At 61.6% G+C, this 17,467-nt stretch carries 18 protein-coding genes; 10 read left to right on the forward strand and 8 right to left on the reverse strand.

All coding sequences use genetic code 11. From position 1 onward, the window contains the following. Positions 1–2: 2 nt before the first annotated feature. From FHX10_RS16415 to FHX10_RS16430, 4 genes are all read left to right on the forward strand, one after another. Positions 3–506: a GNAT family N-acetyltransferase gene (locus tag FHX10_RS16415; protein WP_047614841.1), complete on the forward strand. Its 504-nt coding sequence runs from the start codon at positions 3–5 to the stop codon at positions 504–506. A gap of 51 nt (positions 507–557) precedes the next feature. After that, positions 558–968: a GNAT family N-acetyltransferase gene (locus FHX10_RS16420; RefSeq protein WP_097623178.1), complete on the forward strand. Its 411-nt coding sequence runs from the start codon at positions 558–560 to the stop codon at positions 966–968. Between the two features lie 103 nt (positions 969–1,071). Next, a complete protein-coding gene (locus FHX10_RS16425; protein WP_047614845.1) occupies positions 1,072–1,470 on the forward strand; it encodes an NADH:ubiquinone oxidoreductase subunit NDUFA12 in 399 nt (132 codons plus the stop codon). Positions 1,471–1,582: 112 nt separating this feature from the next. Next, the gene (locus tag FHX10_RS16430) at positions 1,583–2,023 is read left to right on the forward strand and encodes a DUF2155 domain-containing protein (RefSeq protein ID WP_047614847.1); all 441 of its coding nucleotides are present in this window, start codon (positions 1,583–1,585) and stop codon (positions 2,021–2,023) included. A gap of 18 nt (positions 2,024–2,041) precedes the next feature. Here the strand turns inward: FHX10_RS16430 and FHX10_RS16435 are convergent, their stop codons facing one another. From FHX10_RS16435 to FHX10_RS16460, 6 genes are all read right to left on the reverse strand, one after another. Next, positions 2,042–2,971: a DUF2167 domain-containing protein gene (locus FHX10_RS16435; RefSeq protein ID WP_097543908.1), complete on the reverse strand. Its 930-nt coding sequence runs from the start codon at positions 2,969–2,971 to the stop codon at positions 2,042–2,044. A gap of 75 nt (positions 2,972–3,046) precedes the next feature. Beyond that, on the reverse strand, positions 3,047–3,661 hold the full coding sequence (gene aat, locus FHX10_RS16440; RefSeq protein ID WP_097543909.1) for a leucyl/phenylalanyl-tRNA--protein transferase: 615 nt from the start codon (positions 3,659–3,661) through the stop codon (positions 3,047–3,049). A 7-nt stretch (positions 3,662–3,668) separates the two neighbouring features. Then, entirely contained in the window at positions 3,669–5,024 is a 1,356-nt protein-coding gene (gene accC / locus FHX10_RS16445) for an acetyl-CoA carboxylase biotin carboxylase subunit (protein ID WP_174824496.1), read from the reverse strand. A gap of 4 nt (positions 5,025–5,028) precedes the next feature. Next, the gene (gene accB / locus FHX10_RS16450; protein WP_097543910.1) at positions 5,029–5,493 is read right to left on the reverse strand and encodes an acetyl-CoA carboxylase biotin carboxyl carrier protein; all 465 of its coding nucleotides are present in this window, start codon (positions 5,491–5,493) and stop codon (positions 5,029–5,031) included. 20 nt (positions 5,494–5,513) lie between these two features. Further along, complete coding sequence (gene aroQ / locus FHX10_RS16455) at positions 5,514–5,951, reverse strand: type II 3-dehydroquinate dehydratase (RefSeq protein WP_047615706.1); 438 nt, start codon at positions 5,949–5,951, stop codon at positions 5,514–5,516. Between the two features lie 161 nt (positions 5,952–6,112). Next, positions 6,113–6,871, reverse strand: coding sequence for a DsbA family protein (locus FHX10_RS16460; protein WP_097543911.1), 759 nt, complete (start codon positions 6,869–6,871; stop codon positions 6,113–6,115). 211 nt (positions 6,872–7,082) lie between these two features. Here FHX10_RS16460 and FHX10_RS16465 point away from each other — a divergent pair, with 211 nt between their 5' ends. Further along, positions 7,083–8,240 (forward strand): pyridoxal phosphate-dependent aminotransferase, encoded by a 1,158-nt coding sequence (locus FHX10_RS16465; RefSeq protein WP_184389699.1) that lies wholly within the window; start codon positions 7,083–7,085, stop codon positions 8,238–8,240. A 34-nt stretch (positions 8,241–8,274) separates the two neighbouring features. Here the strand turns inward: FHX10_RS16465 and FHX10_RS16470 are convergent, their stop codons facing one another. Next, positions 8,275–9,615, reverse strand: a complete 1,341-nt coding sequence (locus tag FHX10_RS16470) for a DUF2778 domain-containing protein (RefSeq protein WP_097543913.1) — start codon at positions 9,613–9,615, stop codon at positions 8,275–8,277. Between the two features lie 207 nt (positions 9,616–9,822). Beyond that, entirely contained in the window at positions 9,823–11,676 is a 1,854-nt protein-coding gene (locus FHX10_RS16475; RefSeq protein WP_409527294.1) for a PHA/PHB synthase family protein, read from the reverse strand. A 147-nt stretch (positions 11,677–11,823) separates the two neighbouring features. Here FHX10_RS16475 and FHX10_RS16480 point away from each other — a divergent pair, with 147 nt between their 5' ends. The 5 genes from FHX10_RS16480 (at position 11,824) to recJ (ending at position 17,453) form a co-directional block, all read left to right on the forward strand. Continuing rightward, positions 11,824–12,237, forward strand: a complete 414-nt coding sequence (locus FHX10_RS16480; RefSeq protein ID WP_047614864.1) for a hypothetical protein — start codon at positions 11,824–11,826, stop codon at positions 12,235–12,237. Positions 12,238–12,458: 221 nt separating this feature from the next. Then, entirely contained in the window at positions 12,459–13,676 is a 1,218-nt protein-coding gene (locus FHX10_RS16485) for an LL-diaminopimelate aminotransferase (RefSeq protein WP_047614866.1), read from the forward strand. Between the two features lie 60 nt (positions 13,677–13,736). Then, a complete protein-coding gene (locus FHX10_RS16490; protein WP_097543915.1) occupies positions 13,737–15,062 on the forward strand; it encodes a homoserine dehydrogenase in 1,326 nt (441 codons plus the stop codon). Positions 15,063–15,222: 160 nt separating this feature from the next. Then, positions 15,223–15,465 (forward strand): hypothetical protein, encoded by a 243-nt coding sequence (locus FHX10_RS16495; RefSeq protein WP_097543916.1) that lies wholly within the window; start codon positions 15,223–15,225, stop codon positions 15,463–15,465. Between the two features lie 185 nt (positions 15,466–15,650). After that, a complete protein-coding gene (recJ, locus tag FHX10_RS16500) occupies positions 15,651–17,453 on the forward strand; it encodes a single-stranded-DNA-specific exonuclease RecJ (protein WP_063475488.1) in 1,803 nt (600 codons plus the stop codon). Positions 17,454–17,467 lie beyond the last annotated feature (14 nt).

The raw sequence follows: 17,467 nt of genomic DNA on the forward strand, positions 1-17,467 counted from the left end.
CGGTGTACTTCGTCCGCACCGCCGGCGAACGCGACGTGGAGAAGGTGCGCGCCCTGCTGGCGGAGAGCTTTCATGCTACCTATGACGACCTCCATGGCGCAGCAAAGGTGGATGATCTCATCGCCCATCTCTTTGCGGCGGCGGCGCTGAAGGCGCGGCTGGCGCGGAAGGATGCCGAATTCCTCGTTGCCGATGACGGCCGCAATATTGGCGGCATGGGTTATGCGGCAATGTCGCAGCAATTGACGAAGACGGTCATGCTGCATCTCCTCTACGTCAGGCCGGCGCTGCAGCGCCAGGGTATCGGCCGCGATATCTTCGCCGAGCTCGAAACCTGCTTTCCGGATGCGGAGATCATGCGTCTCGAAGTCGAACCGCAGAATGCAGCGGCGATCGCCTTCTATCTCACGCACGGCTTCACCGAGGTCGGCCGCAATGAGAACAGTGGGGCCGGGCAATCCGGCATTCCCGCGCTGATCTTCGAAAAACCGCTCGAAGGGCATTGAGGCCGTGGCGGGGGAATTGCCCGACATACTCATTCGTCAGTGCCGGCGCTCGTGGCAATCTTTGCCGCCGATGCGCTCGGCGGTCATGGCGATACCACGGAAGCTGAAGCCTTCCCGGATTATGCCAGGGCCTTTGCCGCAATCGAAGCTTCGCCAGACCAGATGCTTTACGTTGCAGAGCGCGGCGGTGAGGTGGTTGGCACGTTCCAGACGATGGTGACGACGTCGCTGACCAGGCGTGGCTCCTCGGCGATGATTATCGAGGCGGTGCAGACGCGGGCCGATCTGCGCGGGCAGGGGATCGGTGCCGCGATGATCGAATTCGCCATTGCCGAGGCAAAAGGCCGCGGCATGCGGCTGGTGCAGCTGACCTCGAATGCCCTGCGTAGGGATGCCCACCGTTTCTACGAAAGGCTGGGCTTCAGGGCCTCGCATCTGGGCTTCAAGATGGCTTTGAAATGACCCGTGGCTGTCGTGGAATCGCTGGACAATTCGGCTTCGCGACGGCATAAGCGAGGGAATGAATTCTGGTTTGGCCCGCACCCGGCGGGCACAAGGAAAAGACATGTGGAATCTTCTGGTTCAAACCTTCACCTGGTGGAACAGTCAGACGATGGGCACGCGTTTTGCGACCTGGCGTTTTGGCAAGCGTGTCGGCGAGGATGAATTCGGTAACGTCTATTACGAAGGCGGCATGTCTTCCTACGGTCTGCCGAAGCGCTGGGTGATCTACAAGGGTTATGCCGAAGCCTCCGCCATTCCGCCGGGCTGGCATGGCTGGATGCATCATCGCACCGACGTTCCCCCGTCCAAGGAAAACTACGTCGCCAAGGAATGGCAGAAGGGGCATCGCCCCAACCTCACCGGTTCGCCGCAGGCTTACCGTCCGCCGGGCTCCATCGCCGTTCCGGGTGAGCGGCCGCGCGTCACCGGCGATTACGACGCCTGGACGCCCGGCAACTGAGACGGCTCGAACGGGCAATCCCAGGCCCGGCTTTTGGCCACAATTGACCTTTACCCGCAGGTTGGCCGCGCTTGACCGCGGCCGTGAACTGAAAATGTCTGGAGACGGGTACATGAAGCTCTTCACGCGGAACATGGTGCTGCGTGCCGCCGGATCGCTGCTGGCGCTCTCGGCCCTGCTTCCGCCAGTTGCGGCAAATGCCGCACGCATCGAAAATCCGGTTGCCGTCTTCTCCGGGCTGGACAAGATCACCGGCCGCATCACGACCTTCGACGTCTATGTCAACGAGACGGTGCAGTTCGGCGCGCTGCAAGTGACACCGAAGGCCTGTTATTCGCGCGACCAGGCCGAAGCGCAGAAGATCGACGGTTTCGTCGAGGTCGATGAAATCACCCTCGACCGCAAGATCCGCCGCATTTTCACCGGCTGGATGTTCGCCGCCAGCCCCGGCCTCAATGCCGTCGAGCACCCGATCTACGACGTCTGGCTGAAGGACTGCAAGACGAGCTCGGACGTCCCGGCGCCTGACGGCGCCAAGGCGACAGCCCGCTAACGCGACCTGACGGCCGCGTTATGCTGTGGGTGTCTTGTTCCTCTTGAAAAGACCCTTGGCAAAGCGAAGCGCACCGGCGAGTAGGATGAAGACGAAAACGCCGGCCTTCTTGAAGAAGGCGAGGGCGAGTGCCAGCAATCCTACCTTCGCGGCAATCTTGGCGCCCGCGCCCGCAGCGATCATTCCCGCCATCCCATAGGCCGCGATCTTGTCGCCCTCGACATAGTCGCCATAAGCCATTCCCTTGTCGAACTCTACGAGCTTGGTGACGGTCGGAATGACGCCTTCGATCTCTTTCAACTGATCGAGGCCGGCGACGAAGTTGAATTGAAATACGCCCTGGCGGCCGAACACACGCACGGAATAATTCAGCGTGTGCTGCGGCTGCGTGTCGTCGCCGAAGATCAGATCCCGAGCCCAGTGCATCGCATGCGCAGATTGGTCGTAGTGCGGCGTGGAGGCCCAGCCGACAAGCGTGATCTTCGGAAACCCCTGCTTTTCGCGTTCGGCGTTGTTTTCGCGGATCGCGTCTTTGATGTTCTGCAGCAATTCGTCGTAGTTGGTCGTGGCGGCATCGGCGTCGGAAACATAGCCGTCAGCATTGTATTCGACGGTGGAACCCCAGGCCTCGATATCGGTCGGCGCGTATTTTGCCGGGAAGATCATCCCCATCGTTCCCTCCGCCGCCGCCGGCGGGTTTCCCCAGATATCGACGAGCACCGTCTTCGCGTCGGCAGGGCTGAGATAGTAGAAGTCGGCGGGTACGTTCAGCGTTGCCTTGGCTTCAGGCAGCTTGATCGCGCCCTGCTGAAAATCGAGCTTTTCCAGCAATGGTTTTTCCGCGTCGGAAAAATCGCTCCTGTTCGCGAACATCTCTTGGTAAGGGCGTGCGCCGGCCTGACTCGTCAACAAGGCGAAAAGGATCGCGGCTGCAAAATATCGTTTCAAAGTTCTATCCCCCGTTGCATTCCGGAGCCTAGCCAAGCCAGGTGGAAAATCAACGTTTGGATGAATCAATCGGGCTTAAAACTTGAGGTGCGGCGACTCCATCGCCGTCGCAAGCATCACGGCATAATCGGCCTTTGGAACGTCGATCGCTCCGAACGTCTTCAGGTGCCCGGTGGTGAATTGCGTGTCGAGCAGGGTGAAGCCCCTTTCCCGTAGCCGGTCGACCAGATGCACGAGGCAGATCTTCGAGGCATCCGTGCGGCGCGAAAACATGCTTTCGCCGAAGAAGGCCGAGCCGAGCGAGACGCCGTAGAGACCGCCGACCAGTTCGTCGCCATCCCAGGCTTCGACGGTATGGGCATGACCCATGTCGAAGAGCGTCGCGTAAAGTGATCGAATCGTCTTGTTGATCCAGGTACTCGGGCGCCCGGATGTCTCCTCCGCGCAAGCCGCGATCACCTGATCGAAAGCGTGATCGAAACGGATCTCGAAGGGTTTCCTTCGCACCGTCTTGGCAAGACTCTTCGACACATGGAAATGGTCGAGCGGCAGCACGCCGCGCAGTTCCGGTTCGACCCAGAAGATCTCCGGGTCGTCGGCGGATTCGGCCATCGGGAAGAGGCCGATGGAATAGGCGCGCAGGAGAATGTCAGGGGTGATGCCTGGTGACTTCCTGCGCGATCCTGCCATTCCTGCCCTATGCCGCCGGTGTGTTGGCGAGGTAGTGTTCCAGCCAGTGGATGTCGTAGTCGCCGTTGGCGATATCCTGGTTGGAGACGAGATCCTGGAACAACGGCAGCGTCGTATTGATGCCGTCGACAACAAATTCGTCGAGCGCCCGGCGCAGGCGCATCATGCATTCAACACGGGTGCGGCCGTGCACGATCAGCTTGCCGATGAGGCTGTCGTAATAGGGCGGGATCTTGTAGCCCTGATAGGCACCGGAATCGATGCGCACACCGAGGCCGCCCGGCGCGTGGAAATGGGTGATCGTGCCGGGCGAGGGCACGAAGGTGCGCGGGTGCTCGGCATTGATGCGGCATTCGATGGCGTGACCGGAAAAATGCACTTCGTCCTGCGTCACCGAGAGACCGCCGCCGGAAGCGACGCGGATCTGCTCATGCACCAGGTCGATGCCGGTGATCGCTTCGGTGATCGGATGCTCCACCTGCAGACGGGTGTTCATTTCGATGAAATAGAACTCGCCATTCTCGTAGAGGAATTCGATCGTGCCGGCGCCGCGATATTTCAGCTTCTTCATGGCGTCGGCGCAGATCTGGCCGATTTTCATGCGCTGCTCGACGTTGAGTGCCGGCGAATTCGCCTCTTCCCAAACCTTCTGGTGGCGGCGCTGCAGCGAGCAGTCGCGCTCGCCGAGATGGATGGCATTGCCTTCGCCGTCACCGAACACCTGGATTTCGATGTGGCGCGGTTTGCCGAGATATTTTTCCATGTAGACGGCATCGTTGCCGAAGGCAGCTGCCGCTTCCGTGCGCGCCGTCGACCAGGCTTCGATCAGGTCGGCCTCGCTCTTGGCGACCTTCATGCCGCGTCCGCCACCGCCGGCCGTGGCCTTGATCAGCACGGGATAGCCGATTTCGGCGGCCGTCTTCAGCGCGTCCTCTTCGGTCTTCACTTCGCCGTCCGAGCCCGGAACGACGGGAATGCCGAGTTCGAGCGCCGTCGTCTTGGCGGTGATCTTGTCGCCCATGATGCGGATGTGGTCCGCCGTCGGCCCGATGAAGGTGATCCCATGGGCATCGAGGATATCGGCGAACTTGGCATTCTCCGACAGAAAGCCGTAGCCCGGATGCACGGCATCGGCGCCGGTGATCTCGCAGGCGGCGACGATCTGGTGGATGTTGAGATAGCTCTCGCGCGAGGAGGGCGGGCCGATGCAGACGCTTTCGTCGGCAAGGCGCACATGCATGGCATCGGCGTCGGCGGTGGAATGAACCACGACGCAGGCGATGCCGAGCTCCTTGCAGGCCCGGAGCACGCGAAGGGCGATTTCCCCGCGATTGGCGATGAGGATTTTCGAAATCATGGGCATCGGCCTATTCGATGACCACGAGGGCTTGGCCGTATTCGACGGGATGTCCGTCATCGACGAGGATCTCGGTCACCTTGCCGGACTTCGGCGAGGGGATCTGGTTCATCGTCTTCATCGCTTCGATGATGATGAGCGTCTGGCCTTCCTTGACGGTCGCGCCGACCTCGATGAACGGACGCGCGCCCGGAGCCGGCGCCATGTAGACGGTGCCGACCATCGGAGCATTGACGACGTTGGCGGGGTTACGGGCGGGCGCTGCGGCCGGCGCGGTAGCGGCTGCCGGCGCAGCGGCTGCGGCATAGCTGGGTGCTGCGATCGGCGCCTGGACGTATTGCGGCGTACCGGCGCGCGAAACGCGGATGCGCAGGTCGTCCTGCTCGACCTCGATCTCTGTCAGATCCGTATCGTTGAGAATATTGGCGAGATCGCGGATCAGTGCCTGATCGATACCCGATTTCTTTTCAGCCATGGTGTTGCCCTGTCTTCTTCTTATGCCGTGATGTTCTTCAGCGCGTGGAGCGCCAGGATGTAGCTGTGAGTCCCGAAGCCGCAGATCACGCCCTTGCATGCCGGCGCGATCATCGACTTGTGACGGAATTCTTCCCGTGCATGCACGTTGGATATGTGGAGCTCGATGACGGGAATGGAAATGGCGCGGATCGCATCATGCAGCGCGACCGATGTATGCGTATAGGCGCCCGCGTTGATGGCAACGCCGGCGGCCTTTTCATCTGCCTCGTGGAGCCAGTCCACAAGCGTGCCTTCGTGGTTGCTCTGCCGGAAATCGATATCAAACCCGAACTCGCGGCCGGCGGCCTTGCAGTCGGCTTCGATGTCCTTCAGCGTCTTGCCGCCATAAATGCCGGGCTCTCGTTTACCCAGCATGTTCAGGTTGGGGCCGTTCAGGACGAAAATCGTTTGCGTCATCGAATGTTCCGTAAAATGTACGACGGCAACCTATAGACTCCGCGAAGGCTGAATGAAAGCCCTTACGGGTTGGCCAGCGGGAATCACGCCACATTTGTCCACATGGCTGAAACGCTTCGATTTTGGCGATTTGATGGGCGGCCGACCGGCGGCTGGTTTGCTCAGCAGGCAGTCTTGCCGCAACTGCGCATGTTCTTGACCTTGGCTTCGAGATCGTCGAGCCCGACGGCGCCCGGCACCAGTTCGTTGCCGATCACATAGGAGGGCGTGCCGCTGATGCCGAGGCTGGAGGCGAGCTGGTAGGTCGCCTGGACGATGCCGTCATTCGGGCTCTTTGCCATCTCGGCGCGGATCTTGTCCTCGCTGACGCCGAGCGAAGCGGCGACCGCGATCGCTGTTTCGTCGGAAGCGCGGCCCTCGGTGCCGAGAAGGGCGACATGGAAATCGGCATATTTCTCCGGCGCCAGCTTGCGGAAGGCATCGGCTACCTTGTGGGCGGCGACCGAATCCGGTCCGAGGATCGGAAACTCCTTGAGCACGAAGCGGACGTTCTTGTCCTTCTTCAGCATCGCCTGCATGTCGGGAAGTGCGTGCCGGCAATAGCTGCAATTGTAATCGAAGAATTCGACGACGGTGACATCGCCCTTGGGATTGCCGAGCGTGACGTCGTTCTTCGAATCGAAGACGTCGGCGGTGTTCTCTTCGATCGCCATATTGGCCTTCACCAGCCGCTGGGCTTCCTGCTTTTTCTGCAGCGCATCCTGGACTTCGATCATGATCTCGGGATTCTCGATCAGATATTGCTTGATGAATTCGCCGAACTCCTTCTTCTGCTGGTCGTCGAGCGCCGCCGCCGGAAGCGGAAGGGCGATCGATGCGGCAAGCGCCAGTGCGGTGAAGGTTTTCGGGAAGAATGCCATGATATCCTCGTCAGCGGCGGTGTGGCCGTCTCTTTGTCGAGAAGACCGTCGTCGGGTTAATGGACTTGAATGCGTCGCGTCAAGGTACGGCGCGTCCGGTTCTCATCAAACAGGAATTTTTCATCCCCGCGCGGCCCTCGCGGGATTGTGATGAGCCGATTAATACGGCAATTGTCGGGCCGTCATTGAAGAAGCCGAGTGAGAAGCGATCTTGTTTTCCATATCGAAACGCAGCGAAGTCGAGCCTTTTCACGCTATGGACGTTCTGGCGGAGGCGACGAAACGGCGTGCAAGAGGTCATCCCGTGATTTCGATGGCGGTCGGTCAGCCCTCGCATCCGGCGCCTCAGGCAGCCCTCGAGGCGGCGCGCGCCGCACTTTCTGACGGCCGGATCGGTTATACCGATGCGTTGGGGACGGCGCGGTTGAAATCCGCACTTGCCTGGCACTATAGGGATCGCCACGGACTGGAGATCGATCCCGCGCGCATTGCCATCACCACCGGCTCCTCGGCGGGCTTCAATCTGGCCTTCCTGTCGCTCTTCGATGCCGGCGATGCGGTGGCGATCGCAAGGCCCGGTTATCCCGCCTATCGCAACATTCTCGGCGCGCTGGGTCTGAAGGTTCTCGAAGTGCCTGTCACGGCCGAGACCCACTTTACGCTCACCCCTGAGAGCCTGGAAGTGGCGCAGAAGGAAAGCGGCCTGACGCTGAAAGGCGTGCTGCTTGCAAGCCCCGCCAACCCGACCGGCACGGTGACCGGCCGCGAGGGGCTGAAGGCGCTTTCGGATTATTGCGCCGCCCATTCCATCGCCTTCATCTCTGATGAAATCTATCACGGGCTGGCCTTTGCCGGCGAGGAGGCGAGCGCGCTGGAGCTGACAGACGAGGCGATCGTCATCAATTCCTTCTCCAAATATTATTGCATGACCGGCTGGCGGATAGGCTGGATGGTGCTGCCGGAACGGCTGGTGCGGCCGATAGAGCGGGTGGCGCAGAGCCTTTATATTTCCCCGCCCGAGTTCTCCCAGATCGCCGCCACCGCCGCTCTCGGCGCCGGTGCCGAGCTGGATCGTTACAAGGCGAGCTATGCCGCCAACCGCGAGCTGCTGATGCGGCGCCTGCCGCAGATCGGCCTTTCGATCGCCTCGCCGATGGACGGCGCCTTCTACGCCTACCTCGACGTCACCCGCTTTTCCAATGACAGCATGGGCTTTGCCAAACGCATGCTCGCGGAAATCGACGTCGCGGCAACGCCCGGCCTTGACTTCGATCCCCTGGAAGGAAATCGAACCCTGCGTCTATCCTATGCGGGCTCGGAAGCCGAGATCGCCGAGGCGGTGGAACGAATCGCAGCCTGGTTGAAGTAGCGCGCCGGCAGCCGGCTGCTCGCTCTCCTATCGGCTAGCTTCGCGATGAAAACAGCGAGGCGAGCGTCGAAGCCGGTTTGTTGTTCAGCCGCGGCACCACCACGAGCTGCTTGATGTCGCCGCGCTTGTAGGCGGCGAGGAAGCGCTTGTAATCCTTGAACGAGACGCAGCCGTTGGAATCGCCGTTCCTGCCGAGCATGTAGGTGTGGGCCAGCAGGCCGACGCGGTCAAAGATGGCGTCCGAACCCTCGACCGGCGTCAGGCGCAGCGCCTCGACGCCGTGGAAAAGGGCTTCGCGCATGGTGAGGACATAGGTGTGCGGCGGTGTCGGTCCGCGCATCTTCTTGTCCACGTAGCGCGGGTTGTCGCGCATCTTGCCGAGGCCGGAATGGGCTTCCAGCCGTTCGCCGTTCGGCAGATAGACGGTGCTGTTCTCGATGTCGTAGATCGCCACGCCTGCGCGCAGTTTGGGCGAAAAGACCGGCTTGTCGTAACGCGGCACGGCATCGTCTTCGTCATCTTCGATCGGCGAGTTCGGCTGGGCGTAGGCAAGTGCCGGCTCGCCAGCGCGCTGCGAACCCTTGGCGGTCGGCGCCGGTTTGCCGACGAGGCCATCGGGACGCGCCATCGGCAGCGGCACGGAACCTTCATCCGGGGCCAGGACGAGATCGAAGGGCGGCGCTTCTTCCGCGGCGGCAACCACGACAGGTGCGGGTTCTGAGGCGGGAATGGAGGCGGTTCTGACGGGAGATGCGGCCGGCTCGACCGGGGCCGGCGCGATCTGCCGGGGTCCGGCATCGGCAAGCGCAAGCAGGGCCGGGACTTCGGCTGCGGCGATGGCCTCTTTCGAGGGAATAATGATCCGGTCGCTATCGCCTTCTTCTGGCTCTACCGAGGCAAGCTCGACCGGCGGCGGCGCGATCACATCATCCTTGCGGAATTTGGCGCTGTCGGAAATCGGGGCGACGACCGGTTGCTCGGCAGCTATGGTGAGCCGATTGTTCTTTGTCAGAGACGCCAGCGCCGTTGCCGCGGCGGCGGTCTTTTCGGCATGGGATTGGATGAGGCTCGCCGTTAGCGGCATCTTCGGTTTCGCGTCAAAGGGAGCCAGCCGATCGGCCTTGCCGACATGAATCAGCCGCTCATGGTGTGACGGCGGCGCCAGCTTCGGCGCGGTCCCGACCTGTGTCAGGCGATCAGACGGAGAATAGGGCACGGCCATCGAATGCATCGTCGCGAAAGTCGCGATCAGCCATGTGGAGGTCAGAAATCCGGCGCCGACGACACCGTAAAGAAAACCGCGAGATCTGCGCCAACGGAAAGCAGATCCGCCAAGAGGGGTGACGTTATCGAACGTCCCGACCGCAAACGCCATACTAAACTCGTCTTTCAAACTCGCTACGCAGGCCGGCGGCACTGACTGACTAAACTTCGCCGGGGCCGGTAAAGGCGCAAATGGGCCGAATTTAGACCAGTTGCGACATCCGACCGTTTCGCAAGGATGACGAATTATGGTTTCTAATTTATTTACGCGGCGTCGCTCTTTCTCTCGACGTCTCAAAAAGAGATGCTTTGGGCCTTCTCAGGCGCGCTCCATCACATAACTTCCCGGCGCTTCCTCGATCGCGTTCAACGCGTCGCCGCCGGGTTTGCGCGCCGGCACGCGTCTGCCGTCATGCGTCTCGATCCAGGCCTGCCAATGCGGCCACCACGATCCCGGCGTCTCGGTCGCCTGGTCGAGCCAGGTCTCGTAGTCGCCCTTGGCGGGGCCGCCGGTCCAATATTGATACTTCTTCTTGTCGGGCGGGTTGACGACGCCGGCGATGTGTCCCGAACCGGTGACGACGAACTCCACTTTGCCGCCGAAGAACTGGCTGCCGAGGAAAACGGACTTGGCAGGGGCGATGTGATCCTCGCGGGTGGCGAGATTATAGATCGGGATCTTCACATCCTTCAGCGACACCGGCTTGCCGTCGAGGATCATCTCGTTTCGCGTGAGCGCATTCCGGAGATAGCAGTTGCGCAGGTAGAAGGCATGGTTTGCCGCCGCCATGCGGGTCGAATCGGCATTCCAGAACAAGAGGTCGAAGGGCAGGGGATCCTGGCCCTTGAGGTAGTTGTTGACGAAATAGGGCCAGATCAGCTCGGAGGCGCGCAGCATGTTGAAGGCCATCGACATCTTCGTGCCGTCGAGATAGCCGGCCGCCTGCATATGCTCTTCGAGCGCCGTAAGCTGCTCCTCGTCGACGAAAACCTTGAGATCGCCGGCATGGGTGAAGTCGACCTGGGTGGTGAAGAGGGTCGCGGTCTTGATGCGCTTGTTCTTTTCCTTGGCATGCAGCGCCAGTGTCGCCGCCAGCAGCGTGCCGCCGACGCAGTAGCCGACGGCGTTGACGTCTTTCTCGCCGGTCGCCTTCTCGATTGTCGCAAGCGCGAAATCGATGCCCTCGCGGGCATAGGCCGCCCAGTCCTTATCGGCGTGGCGCGCATCCGGATTGACCCAGGAAATGACGAAGACGGTCTGACCCTGGTCGACACACCATTTGATGAAGGATTTCTGCGGGTTGAGGTCGAGAATATAGAATTTGTTGATCCAGGGCGGGCAGATCAGCAGCGGCCGCTTCAGCACCGTTTCGGTGGAAGCCTCGTATTGGATAATCTGGCAGATGTCGTTCTGGGCGATCACCTTGCCTGGTGTCAGCGCCATGTCGCGGCCAACGGCAAATTTCGTCATGTCGGTCTGGCGAAGGCGAAGATCGCCATGTCCGGCGGCGATATCCTCGGCGAGCATTTTCATTCCCCGCACCAGATTGGCGCCGCTGGTCGCGATCGTCTCGCGGTAGAGCTGCGGATTGGTGGCGACGAAGTTGGTCGGCGATAGCGCAGCCGTAATCTGCTTCACATAGAATCCGGCCTTGTGCTTGGTGTGCTCGTCGAGGCCGTCGGTCTCCGACACCAGCTTTTCCGCCCAGTCTGATGTGACGAAATAGACCTGGCGGAGAAAATCGAAGAACGGATTCTTCTGCCAGTCCTCGTCCGAGAAGCGCTTGTCCTTGCGGGTATCCGGCTCCGGCGGCGTGGGGCCGCCCTGCAGGCCGCTCGCGCCTTGCATGCGCTGCATCGATCGCATCCAGATACCGAAGAACGAGGACATCAGCTGGGTCTGCGCCTCGAAGGTCCGGCGCGGATCGGAAATCCAGTATTCGGTGACCTTGGAGAGCGTCTTGACCATGTCGGTCATCGGATCGATGGCGCTTTCGGTGATCTCGCCGCGTTCGCGCGGCGCAAGCCAGGCAGACGCTGCCTGTCCGAGATTTTCGAGCGCCCGGGCGAAATTCATCGCCATGGCCTCGGGATCCTTCAGCAGATAGGGATCGAGATCGGTCGCGTCGATACCGGCCTTGCCGCCACTCTCCTTCTTGCTGTCGGTCACCATTTCCTCCGGCGGCAGCACTCTTTTTATCCAATCGTTGTACATCGTGATTGAACGAGAAAACAAGTTCCACGCGCGTCGGCTCATGCTATTGCTTTGTGGCTGCGACAAATTTAACAGTCGAAGCAGTCAGAACTGGATTTTTGAGGCATGACGAAGAACGGCATTTTGCGCATCGCAACCTTCAACCGCACCGCACTGATCTGCGCCGCGGCGGCGATGGCCCTTGCCGGATGCAATCTGACGGCGGAACAGAAGGCCGCCGCCGCCGCCAAGCGAGCGGCGCCGACCGCCGTCGTCATGCCGGCGACCAAGGGCGAGGCGGTCGAAGGCGGCCTTGCTAAGTCGCCGGACGGTTATCCGAATTTCGGCGCGCCGCTGACGGCCGCCAACGTCCAGATGAGCGACGAGCAGGCGGCCAACCTGCAGCATCAGCTGACCGCACTTGCCGCCCAGCGCAAGGCCGGCACCCTCTCGGAAGCCGATTATCAGGCCAAGGTCGCCGAAATGCGGCGCCTGGCCGCCGAACACGGCACCGATACGCTCTCCGAAATCTCCAAATAGACCTTGCCTTTCAGGCAATTTGGACGCAAAGCCTTCCGGATGGATCGGAAGACATAATTTTCCCGATAAAGCGCGTTACGCGGCCTTTCCGTCAAAGATTTGCCGCGTGGCTTGGGTCTGATGAATACGGCGTTGCGATTCTGAAGTTCGTGTCGCAGCCGCCGGGAGACGGAACGAACTTCGACTGCGGCCCGAAAAGCCGCCTTTCCATGGGGAATGAAATGGAAGAGTTTCACAAAGTCCGGCGTTTGCCGCCTTATGTTTTCGAACAGGTCAACCGTTTGAAAGCAAGCGCGCGAGCGGGCGGCGCCGATATCATCGATCTCGGCATGGGAAACCCTGACCTTCCGACTCCCCAGTCGATCGTCGACAAGCTGTGCGAGGTCGTGCAGGATCCGCGCACGCACCGTTATTCGTCGTCCAAGGGCATTCCGGGGCTGCGCCGCGCCCAGGCCGCCTATTACGCCCGCCGTTTCGGCGTCAAGCTCAACCCGGATACGCAGGTGGTCGCCACCTTGGGCTCCAAGGAAGGCTTCGCCAACATGGCGCAGGCGATCACCGCGCCTGGCGACGTGATCCTCTGCCCGAACCCCACCTATCCGATCCACGCCTTCGGCTTTCTGATGGCAGGCGGCGTGATTCGCTCCATGTCGGTGGAGCCGGATGCGAGCTTCTTCGAGCCGCTCGAACGCGCGGTCCGGCATTCGATCCCGAAGCCCTTGGCGCTGATTCTCAACTACCCCTCGAACCCGACAGCCTTTGTCGCGACGCTCGATTTCTACAAGGACGTCGTCGCCTTCGCCAAGAAACACGACATCATCGTGCTTTCCGACCTCGCCTATTCCGAGATCTACTTCGACGGCGCCCCGCCGCCGTCGGTTCTCGAAGTACCGGGTGCGATCGACGTCACGGTCGAGTTCACCTCGATGTCGAAGACCTTCTCCATGCCCGGCTGGCGCATGGGCTTTGCCGTCGGCAACGAGCGGCTGATCGCGGCGCTGACCCGCGTCAAGTCCTACCTCGACTACGGCGCCTTCACGCCGATCCAGGTGGCGGCGACGCATGCGCTGAACGGCGACGGCTCCGACATTGCGGAAGTCCGCAACGTCTATAAACGTCGCCGCGACGTCATGGTCGAAAGCTTCGGCAAGGCCGGCTTCGACGTGCCGCCGCCGGCTGCCACCATGTTCGCCTGGGCGAAGATCCCGGAAAAGTTCCGTCATCTCGGTTCGCTGGAGTTCTCCAAGCTGCTGGTCGAGAAGGCCGACGTCGCCGTTGCCCCTGGCATCGGCTTCGGCGAAATGGGCGACGACTATGTCCGTCTGGCGCTTGTCGAGAACGAACACCGCATCCGCCAGGCTGCGCGCAACATCAAGAAGTTCATGTCGACGGCAGACGAGACGATGCATAACGTCATCTCGCTGAACGCGCACCGCTAATCCAACTCTCCGGCAGCCGTGTTTCGCGGCTGCCGCCACACAGACATTCAGGATCGATCCATGGCAGATGCCCTCAAAATCGGCATTGCGGGCTTGGGCACCGTTGGCGCCTCGCTAGTCCGCATCATTCAGCAGAAGAGCAACGAGCTTGCCGTCACCTGCGGGCGTCCGATCACCATCACCGCGGTCTCCGCGCGTGACAGGACGAGGGACCGCGGCATCGATCTTTCCGCTGTTACCTGGTTCGACCGCCCGGAAGACCTTGCCGAAAAGGGCGATATCGACGTCTTCGTCGAGTTGATGGGTGGCGCCGAAGGGGCGGCCAACGTCTCGGTGCGCGCCGCACTCCAGCGTGGTCTCCATGTGGTGACAGCCAACAAGGCGCTGCTTGCCTATCACGGCGTCGAGCTTGCGACGATCGCCGAGGAGAAGGGCGCGCTGTTGAACTTCGAGGCGGCAGTCGCCGGTGGCATCCCGGTCATCAAGGCGCTGCGCGAATCGCTGACGGGCAATGCCGTCTCGCGCATCTACGGCATCATGAACGGCACCTGCAATTACATCCTGACCAAGATGGAGAAGGAGGGGCTTTCCTTCGCCGAATGCCTCAAGGAAGCGCAGCGGCTGGGTTATGCCGAGGCCGATCCGGCCTTCGATATCGAGGGCAACGACACGGCCCACAAGCTGTCCATCCTGACGACGCTCGCCTTCGGCAATCGCATTGCGGCCGACGATATCTATCTGGAAGGCATCACCAACATTTCGATCGAGGATATCCACGCCGCCGCCGAGCTCGGTTATCGCATCAAGCTCCTGGGTGTTGCCCAGCGCACCGATACCGGCATCGAGCAGCGCGTCCATCCGACAATGGTGCCGGTCGATTCGGTCATTGCCCAGGTCGACGGCGTCACCAATGCGGTGGCGATCGAATCCGACGTGCTCGGCGAGCTGCTGATGGTCGGCCCCGGCGCCGGCGGCAATGCCACGGCCTCGTCGGTGCTCGGCGACATCGCCGATATCGCCAAGAGCCAGCCGGGCGCCCAGCGCGTACCGGTGCTCGGCCATCCCGCAACGACGCTGGAGCCCTACCGCAAGGCGCAGATGCAGAGCCATGAAGGCGGCTATTTCATCCGCCTGACCGTGCTCGACCGCACCGGCGTCTTTGCCAGCGTCGCAACCCGCATGGCAGAAAACAACATCTCGCTGGAATCGATCGTCCAGCGCTCCAAGCAGCATCTGGCCCCCTCGCATCACCAGACGATCATTCTCGTCACCCACGCGACGATGGAGGAGTCGGTGCGCAGGGCGGTCGCCTCGATCAAGTCGGAAGGTTATCTCTTCGGCGAGCCGCAGGTCATTCGCATCGAGCGGCCGAAAGAGGAAGGCTGAGCCATTCTTCCCGTTTCGGAACGGTTGAACCGCCCTGTCTCTGGCAGGGCGGTTTTTTTATTATTTGTTCAACCTTCCGTTACGGAAGCCTATATTAACAGATACCGAAATATTGATATAACTAAACCAGAGATGGTGAGTCGTCTGCGTGGAGAATTTCATGAGCAAGGACAGCCACGCCGGTAAGGGGTATGGCCGCCCGAGCGACGCGCCGCCAGACCGTCCTGATATGCTTGAGCAAATTCTCAAGCCGGCCTACCATGAAATTCGCCAGGAGGTCCCTGATGAGGCTGACGGCGACGAACACACGGAAGGCCGTAACTGGGCCATTCTGCTGACGCTGTTTTCGGTCATACTGGTGCAACTGGCCGGCATCGCCCTGATCGTCTGGGCGGTATTCTAAAGCGTGTCGCGATCTTTCAGATTCGCTCGCGCTTTAGAGTTTTTGCTTGCACGCATGTCGTTTTCGCAAAACCGCCGCACACTTTTGCGCGACATGCCTTGGTAAATATCCGTGTCTGTAAATCCACCTCTATGTTATCTCCGCTGCTCCTGTAGAAAGAGCAGATGAAGTCAGCGGAGTATGGCATGGCAGATCCCGTCGATCCGGTACAGCGCGCGTTTCTCGGCGTGGAGAAATCCGCGCTCGACAATCGCTGGGTGGCGCGGCTCGACCAAGCCGGGCAGAATCGCGCGCTGGCCATGTCGCAGATTCACGGACTGCCGGATCTGATCGCCCGCGTGCTGGCCGGGCGCGGCGTCACGGTGGACGAGGCGATCGAATTCCTCGATCCGACGATCCGCAGCCTGATGCCCGATCCTCACACATTGACCGATTGCGAAAAGGCCGCAGTCCGCCTCGTGAGCGCCATCGAGCGCGGCGAGAGCGTCGCGATCTTTGGCGACTATGATGTCGATGGCGCGGCCTCCTCGGCGCTGATGTATCGCTTTCTCAGCCATTTCGGCGTCAAGGTGAACATCTATATTCCCGACCGCGTCTTCGAAGGTTACGGCCCCAATCCGGCGGCGATCAACCAGTTGATCGACAATGGCGCCCAGCTGATCGTCACCGTCGATTGCGGCTCCACCAGTCACGAGGCGCTTTCAGCCGCTGCCGCGCGCAATGTCGATGTCGTCGTCATCGATCACCACCAGGTGACACATGAGCTGCCGCGCTGCCATGCATTGGTCAACCCGAACCGCGAGGACGATCTCTCGGGGCAGGGGCATCTTTGCGCAGCCGGCGTGGTTTTCATGGTGCTGGTCGCAACGCTGAGGCTGCTGCGTGCGGCCGGCAACAAGCGCATCCTGGCGATCGATCTGCTGCAATGGCTGGATATCGTGGCGCTGGCGACGGTCTGCGATGTCGTGCCGCTGAAGGGCCTTAACCGCGCCTATGTGGTGAAGGGGCTGGTCGCCGCCCGCCACCAGAGCAATGCCGGGCTTGCGGCACTCTTCCGCAAGGCGGGGCTCGCAGGTCCGGTGACACCCTATCATTTCGGCTTCCTGATCGGACCGCGCATCAATGCCGGCGGGCGGATCGGCGATGCGGCGCTCGGAAGCCGCCTGCTGACGCTCGACGACGCCGGTGAGGCAGAAATGATCGCGCAGCGCCTCGACGAGCTCAACCGCGAACGCCAGGCGATGGAGGCCATCATGCTGCAGGAGGCGGAAGCCGAGGCGCTCGCCGAATATGGCGACGGCGAAGGGGCCTCCGTCATCGTCACTGCCCATGAGAAATGGCATCCCGGCATCGTCGGGCTGATCGCGGCGCGGCTGAAGGAGAAATTCAAACGGCCGGCCTTCGCCATCGCCTTCGATCCCTCCGGCCGCGGCACCGGCTCGGGCCGCTCGATCAACGGCTTCGACATGGGCAGGATGGTGCGATCTGCGGTCGACGAGGGGATTCTCGTCAAGGGCGGCGGCCACGCCATGGCCGCCGGACTGACGGTCGAGCGCGCCAATCTCGGCAGGCTGAGAAGCTTCTTCACGGAGAAGGCCGAAAGGACGGTGGCCAGCCTCGTCGCCAACGAGACGCTGAAGATCGACGGCGCGATCGGCGCAAGCGGCGCCACTCTCGAACTCATCGACCGCCTGGAGGCCGCCGGCCCCTATGGCTCCGGTCACGCCCAGCCGCTCTTTGCCGTGCCGGCACATCGCGTGCGCGATGCCCGCCTCGTCGGCGAGAAACATGTGAAGGTGACGCTGGAGGCAATGGACGGATCGCGGCTCGACGGCATCGCCTTCCGCGCCGCCGATACGGCACTCGGCAATCTTCTCATCAATTCACGCGGCGCCAGCCTGCATGTCGCAGGTTCGCTCGGGGCCGAGCACTACCAGGGTTCACGCCGCATCCAGCTGCGCGTCTGCGACGCGGCTCCGGCGCGGTAATCTTCTGCGAATTT

This window comes from Rhizobium sp. BK591, assembly GCF_014195045.1.
GTDB lineage: Bacteria > Pseudomonadota > Alphaproteobacteria > Rhizobiales > Rhizobiaceae > Rhizobium > Rhizobium anhuiense.

Coding starts and splice junctions, on each gene's coding strand:
- recJ (WP_063475488.1), top strand. CDS start 15,651: ATGGCAGATCCCGTCGATCCGGTACAGCGCGCGTTTCTCGGCGTGGAG.
- FHX10_RS16475 (WP_409527294.1), bottom strand. CDS start 11,676: ATGGTGACCGACAGCAAGAAGGAGAGTGGCGGCAAGGCCGGTATCGAC.
- FHX10_RS16480 (WP_047614864.1), top strand. CDS start 11,824: ATGACGAAGAACGGCATTTTGCGCATCGCAACCTTCAACCGCACCGCA.
- FHX10_RS16470 (WP_097543913.1), bottom strand. CDS start 9,615: ATGGCGTTTGCGGTCGGGACGTTCGATAACGTCACCCCTCTTGGCGGA.
- FHX10_RS16490 (WP_097543915.1), top strand. CDS start 13,737: ATGGCAGATGCCCTCAAAATCGGCATTGCGGGCTTGGGCACCGTTGGC.
- accC (WP_174824496.1), bottom strand. CDS start 5,024: ATGCCCATGATTTCGAAAATCCTCATCGCCAATCGCGGGGAAATCGCC.
- aat (WP_097543909.1), bottom strand. CDS start 3,661: ATGGCAGGATCGCGCAGGAAGTCACCAGGCATCACCCCTGACATTCTC.
- FHX10_RS16430 (WP_047614847.1), top strand. CDS start 1,583: ATGAAGCTCTTCACGCGGAACATGGTGCTGCGTGCCGCCGGATCGCTG.
- FHX10_RS16460 (WP_097543911.1), bottom strand. CDS start 6,871: ATGGCATTCTTCCCGAAAACCTTCACCGCACTGGCGCTTGCCGCATCG.
- aroQ (WP_047615706.1), bottom strand. CDS start 5,951: ATGACGCAAACGATTTTCGTCCTGAACGGCCCCAACCTGAACATGCTG.
- accB (WP_097543910.1), bottom strand. CDS start 5,493: ATGGCTGAAAAGAAATCGGGTATCGATCAGGCACTGATCCGCGATCTC.
- FHX10_RS16425 (WP_047614845.1), top strand. CDS start 1,072: ATGTGGAATCTTCTGGTTCAAACCTTCACCTGGTGGAACAGTCAGACG.
- FHX10_RS16495 (WP_097543916.1), top strand. CDS start 15,223: ATGAGCAAGGACAGCCACGCCGGTAAGGGGTATGGCCGCCCGAGCGAC.
- FHX10_RS16485 (WP_047614866.1), top strand. CDS start 12,459: ATGGAAGAGTTTCACAAAGTCCGGCGTTTGCCGCCTTATGTTTTCGAA.